General features: G+C 72.3%; 5 protein-coding genes. 3 read left to right on the forward strand and 2 right to left on the reverse strand.

Annotated features, from left to right (window positions below; all coding sequences use genetic code 11):
* Positions 1–915: NADase-type glycan-binding domain-containing protein (locus DN069_RS39655; protein ID WP_165845790.1), on the forward strand; the 915-nt coding region annotated here is incomplete at its 5' end.
* A 978-nt stretch (positions 916–1,893) separates the two neighbouring features.
* Here the strand turns inward: DN069_RS39655 and DN069_RS36000 are convergent.
* Together DN069_RS36000 and DN069_RS36005 are read right to left on the reverse strand one after the other, a co-directional pair.
* Positions 1,894–2,625: a type 1 glutamine amidotransferase gene (locus tag DN069_RS36000; RefSeq protein ID WP_243640228.1), complete on the reverse strand. Its 732-nt coding sequence runs from the start codon at positions 2,623–2,625 to the stop codon at positions 1,894–1,896.
* Positions 2,626–2,702: 77 nt separating this feature from the next.
* Positions 2,703–3,473 (reverse strand): hypothetical protein, encoded by a 771-nt coding sequence (locus DN069_RS36005; protein WP_111507470.1) that lies wholly within the window; start codon positions 3,471–3,473, stop codon positions 2,703–2,705.
* A gap of 298 nt (positions 3,474–3,771) precedes the next feature.
* Here DN069_RS36005 and DN069_RS36010 point away from each other — a divergent pair, with 298 nt between their 5' ends.
* Both DN069_RS36010 and DN069_RS36015 read left to right on the forward strand, forming a co-directional pair.
* Entirely contained in the window at positions 3,772–4,416 is a 645-nt protein-coding gene (locus DN069_RS36010) for an ATP-dependent Clp protease proteolytic subunit (protein WP_111507471.1), read from the forward strand.
* 1 nt (position 4,417) lies between these two features.
* Positions 4,418–5,020, forward strand: a complete 603-nt coding sequence (locus DN069_RS36015) for a ClpP family protease (protein WP_111507472.1) — start codon at positions 4,418–4,420, stop codon at positions 5,018–5,020.
* Positions 5,021–5,229: the final 209 nt, after the last annotated feature.

Genomic DNA, 5,229 nt, shown 5'->3' on the forward strand with positions numbered 1-5,229 from the left:
TCCGCCGAGTCCGCGGCGAGCGAGCGCGCTCGCGCGCTGCTCGTGCCCGTCAACGACCCGACGCAGCAGGAGGCCGCGCCCGCGATCGTCCCGGTGCTGCCGGGCCGGCCCGCCGCCGCGCGGCCGGTCGTGCAGAGCCCGGGGGCCGAGCCCGGCGACGAGGGCGGTACGCCCTGCCCCTGGTGCGGCACCGGCAACCGGCCGGACCGGCACTTCTGCCGCCGCTGCGCCATGTCCATGGAGGGGCGCCCCGAGGACCCGCCCAAGCTCGCCTGGTGGCGCCGACTGCCGGGCTTCGGCCCGCGCCGCAACCCCTGGGCGGGTGAGCGGCCCCGGCTGCGCAGCGACTGGAGCCGCGTCGTCAGCTGGGTGGTCACGGCCGCCGTCCTGGCCGCGGTCATCACCCTTGCCGTCAACGGTGGCTCGGTCGCGCAGACGGTCAGCGACCACTTCTCCAAGCGCGTCCTCATCCCGCCGGACACCTCGAAGATCACCGCGTCCAACTCCTATGCCCAGCACGGCCCCCAGCTCGCCTTCGACGAGCACAACAACACCTGGTGGGGTCCGGGCTTCACGGGCGACGACGCGGGCCGGTGGATCCAGGCGGGCTTCAACCAGCCGGTCGACCTGCTCGACGTGGTCATCAGCCCGGGCGAGTCGACCAACGCCTCCGACCTCGACAGCTCTGCCCTCCCGCAGAACCTCGAGGCGGACGTCACCACCGCGGACGGCAAGGTCCAGACGACCACGCTGACGCTCGACCCGAACGTCGGCCCGCAGACGCGCCCGTTGCGTTTCAGCAGCGTGGTCTCCGTCAGGTTCGTCATCCGTTCGGCCTTCAACGCCTCCCCGACGAAGCAGGTCGCGATCGCCGAGATCGAGTTCTTCGGCCCCTCGCGGGGCAGCGGTTCGTAGCAATCGGGCGGAGAACGGCGAGGGACGGGAGCGCTGCGGCGAACTGCCGTAGCGCTCCGTCGAGTTCGGAGGTACTCGGCAGCTCGGGCAGCGGGTCCGCAGGGGCCGACAGTGCGCGGTGGAGCAGCGCGACGGTCCGGGCCGTGCCGTGTTCGTGCGGGCCCGGTTCAGCCGCGGCCAGGGCGTGGACCGGGCGGCGGGTGGCGAGCAGGGCCTCGCCCGCGTCGGCGGGCGAACTGCTGTGCCCGGCGCGCAGCCTCCGTGCGGCCGCGCGGTAGAGCCGGTGCGGACGGGTGCTGGAGGCGAGATCCGCGGCGGCGGCTCGGTCGATGGCAGCGTCTCCGTGGGCGGCGGAGTGCGCGAGGTATACAGCGACCAGGTCCGTGATCACGATCTACCGCTTCATTCGGCCCGATGGACCCTCGGCTACGCGTAGTGCCAGTGGTAGCGGCCAGACTCCATCACACAGGTGATGTGGCGCCCCTGGGCGTCGACGGTGGTCACGCCGTCGTCTGCGGTCGGGCAGAACTCGCCCGCTCGATAGTGGTTGCCGGACGGGGACAGGATGACCTGAACTCCGCTCCCACCTCCGCCGGATGACCCACTGGACGAGCCGCCGTCAGGACTCGTGGCCTCTGGGGTCGCTGTCGGGCTCGGCGTCGGAGGTGGCGGGGGCTTGGCGCTCGATCTGGCCGGCGTTGGGGTCGTTCCTGCACCGGAGATGACGACGCTGTGCGTGGTGATGCCGACGGACGGGTTGTCAGTGGGCCCGTCGTAGCTGGTGGAGGTGCTTCCGGAAGCGCAGCCGGCGAGCACGAGAACCGCCGCCGCGCCGAGAGTGAAGATGGGGATCCGCTTCATCCTGGCAGCGTCCCGCGCGCGTGAAGATGATGTGACGGGTGTTGCCGGAATGTGACCAGCTGCCTGGCTATGTCCAGCGGTGAGGCCGAGTTGGTGCCCGGCACGGGGCGGTCGCAGTCACCCGCCCGCTGCCCGCGCGCGGATCACCGCGCCCCACGCGCGAGCCATGGCGCTCCAGACGGCCAGCAGTTCGGGTTCCGCCGCCTGCACGGAGGCCAGCGCCGCGGACGGATCGGCGCCGGCCGCGGCGACGGCGGGGCCGTCGGAGGCGGCCCAGGGGGTGACGTCCGCGGCGAGGACCTCCGGGTGGAACTGGACGGCCCAGGCGGTGGGGCCGACGCGGAAGGCCTGATGCTCGCAGTCGTCGCCGGTGAGGAGCGGTACCGCGCCCGGAGGCAGGACGGCCACCTCGTCCCAGTGCCACTGCGCGGCCGGCGCGCCGGCGGGGACCGCGCCGAGGACGGGGTCGCCGTCGACCGCCGGGAGGCGGCGCAGCGGGACGACGCCGACCTCGGGCGGGCGGGTGCGTCGGACGACCTTGCCGCCCAGGCAGGACGCCGCGATCTGGGCGCCGAGGCAGATGCCGAGGAACGGGACCTCGCGGGCCACCGCCTCCCGGATCAGCGAGCGCACCGCGGGCAGCCAGGGCGCCGCGGCGTCGTCCTCGCAGTTGGGCGCGCCGCCGAGGACGAGCAGAGCGTCGTGGTCGGCGAGGGAGGCCGGGAGCGCGCCCCCGGCCCAGGGATGCCGGACGTCGAGGTCCAGGCCCTCGGCCGTCAGCGCGGCGCCGACGATGCCGGGACCGGTCCCGTCCTCGTGCTGGACCACCAGAACGTTCACGATCGCCACGCCTCCATGATGCCGGTGGCCCGGGCGTCCGACCACGCGGACGCCCGGGCCACGGGAACAGCCGAACCGACGGAATGTCAGGCCTTGCTGATGGCCTGCATCTTCGAGACCTGCTTGTCGATGATCGACTGCTTGGTGATCGGCAGGCTCGGGCTCTTGGGGGCGAACTCGGCGAACGTCGCCACGGTCGAGCCCACCCGGACCACGGACTCGACGATGGTGAAGCTCTTGCCGCCCATGGTCATCTCGGCGCGCCAGGCCAGCGCCTCGTCACCCGCGGTCAGCGAGACCGGGCTGAGGGTCTCCTGGTAGTGCTCGCCGTTGCCGGTCTCCTTGAAGGAGGCGCAGCCCGGCAGCGCGGTCTTGATGGCCGCCATGAACGCCTGGGCCTGCTTGCCGGTGTAACCGGAGAGGTGCACGAAGTGGCGGGTGTTCGGCGCGGAGGCGTCCGCCTCCATGATGTGGGCGTCCGCCACCGCGGCGGGCTGGTACTTGTCGCCGCCGGCCTCGCCCACCAGGTTGAAGATGTCGCAGCTCGCCGGGGTGGCCGTGTCCAGGGTGTTGTTGGCGATGAACGCGGACGAGGGGTCGTCCTTGACCACGCCCTCCAGCTTGCCCAGCTCGCCGGTGGCGAGCAGGGCCTTGTCCAGCTGCGCCTGGGTGGCGGCCGGCAGCGCCGATATGTCCTGGGTGCTGCCGCCGCCGGCCGGGGCGCTGGCACCGGTGCTCGCGACCGAGCCCGAGCCCGTGGCGGACGACGTCGAGCCGCCCGTGGACCCACTGCACGCCGACGCTCCGAGCAGGACGACGGCGCTCGTGGCGATGGCGGCGAGGGTGTTGCGCGTCATGAAATCAGTTCCCCGTTTCGTGCCTTGCATGGAAGTTGAGAAGAAGTCATGGAGATCCCGTGACGTATCCTCACAAATGGGATCTCGAAGGCGTGATCATATCAACCGATGACGGCGACGGCGAAAGCGCGGATTGGGCCAGGGGTGGAAGCACCCGGCGCCCCGGGCCCCGGCGGCTCCGCTCCCGGGCGGCCGCTCTGCCCGTGGCGAATCTGCGGCGGGCAGAGAAGGGGTCGGTCGCGGGGCCGGCCGGTCAAGAGTGGAGTGACGGCAACCCCTCATCGACCGGGAGACCTTGATGACTCCACACACCCAACCCCCGTTCCGGCCACGCGGGCAGGAGGGTGACACCCCGCCCACCCCGTTCGACGACCACCTCGCGGCGCAGCTGCTCGGCCAGCGGATCATCGTTCTCGGCACGCAGGTCGACGACGTGTCGGCCAACCGCGTCTGCGCGCAGCTGCTGCTGCTCTCCGCGGAGGACCCGCGCACCGACATCAGCCTGTACATCAACAGCCCCGGCGGGTCGGTCACCGCGGGGCTCGCCATCTACGACACGCTGCGGCTGATCCCGAACGACGTCTCGACGCTGGCGATGGGATTCGCCGCCAGCATGGGCCAGTTCCTGCTCACCGTAGGGGCGTGCGGCAAGCGCTACGCGCTGCCCAACGCGCGGATCATGATGCACCAGCCGTCGGCGGGCATCGGGGGCACCGCCGCGGACATCGAGATCCAGGCGGAGAACCTGCAGTTCACCAAGCAGGCGATCGAGCGGATCACCGCCGAGCACACCGGGCAGAGCGTGGAGACGATCGCGCGCGACGGCGACCGGGACCGCTGGTTCACGGCCGAACAGGCCAAGGAGTACGGGATCGTGGACCGGGTGGTGGAGTCCCTCGCCGACATCCGCCCGGCCGCGACGCGTCCGCGGATGGGGTTGTGACATGGGGTCGTACACGGTTCCCTACGTGATCGAGCGCACGGCGCAGGGCGAACGGTCCTTCGACGTCTTCAGCCGGCTGCTGAACGAGCGGATCATCTTCCTCGGCACCGACATCGACGACGGCGTCGCCAACGTGGTCATCGCGCAGCTGCTGCACCTGGAGTCCGCCAACCCGGAGCGGGAGATCTCGATCTACCTCAACTCGCCGGGCGGGTCCTTCACTTCGCTGATGGCGATCTACGACACGATGAGCTTCGTGCAGGCCCCGATCTCCACCTTCTGCGTCGGCCAGGCCGCGTCGACGGCGGCGGTGCTGCTGGCCGGGGGAGACCCCGGGCGGCGCTTCGTGCTGCAGCACGCGCGGGTGCTGCTCGGCCAGCCCGCCAGCGGCGGCCGGCAGGGGACGGTTTCCGACCTCAGCCTCGCGGCCAAGGAGATGATCCGGATCCGCGCGCAGGTGGAGGAGGTCCTGGCCCGGCACACGGGTCACGACGAGGCGACGCTGCGCGCGGACATGGACCGGGAGAAGGTGCTCACCGCCGAGGAGGCCGTCGCCTACGGGCTCGCCGACGAGGTGCTGAGCCGGCGTCTCGCGTTCGTCTGAGTGTGTGGCGCGGGCGGTCGGGGGCCGGCCGTGGCGGGGGGCGGTCGGGGGCCGGCCGTGGCGCCGGCCCCCGACGGCGTCACGCGGCCAGGCAGAGGCCGTCGTGCCGGGCGGTGGGCGACGTGCGGCCGCGGGCCGTCCGGCTCACGCGGGCCTGGCGCGCCAGTTCGTTCTGGGCGAGCGAGAGCAGGTCGCCGAGGCCGAGCCCG

Source organism: Streptacidiphilus pinicola, from assembly GCF_003258295.1.
Lineage (GTDB): Bacteria > Actinomycetota > Actinomycetes > Streptomycetales > Streptomycetaceae > Streptacidiphilus > Streptacidiphilus pinicola.

Coding starts and splice junctions, on each gene's coding strand:
- DN069_RS36005 (WP_111507470.1), bottom strand. CDS start 3,473: ATGACGCGCAACACCCTCGCCGCCATCGCCACGAGCGCCGTCGTCCTG.
- DN069_RS36010 (WP_111507471.1), top strand. CDS start 3,772: ATGACTCCACACACCCAACCCCCGTTCCGGCCACGCGGGCAGGAGGGT.
- DN069_RS36015 (WP_111507472.1), top strand. CDS start 4,418: ATGGGGTCGTACACGGTTCCCTACGTGATCGAGCGCACGGCGCAGGGC.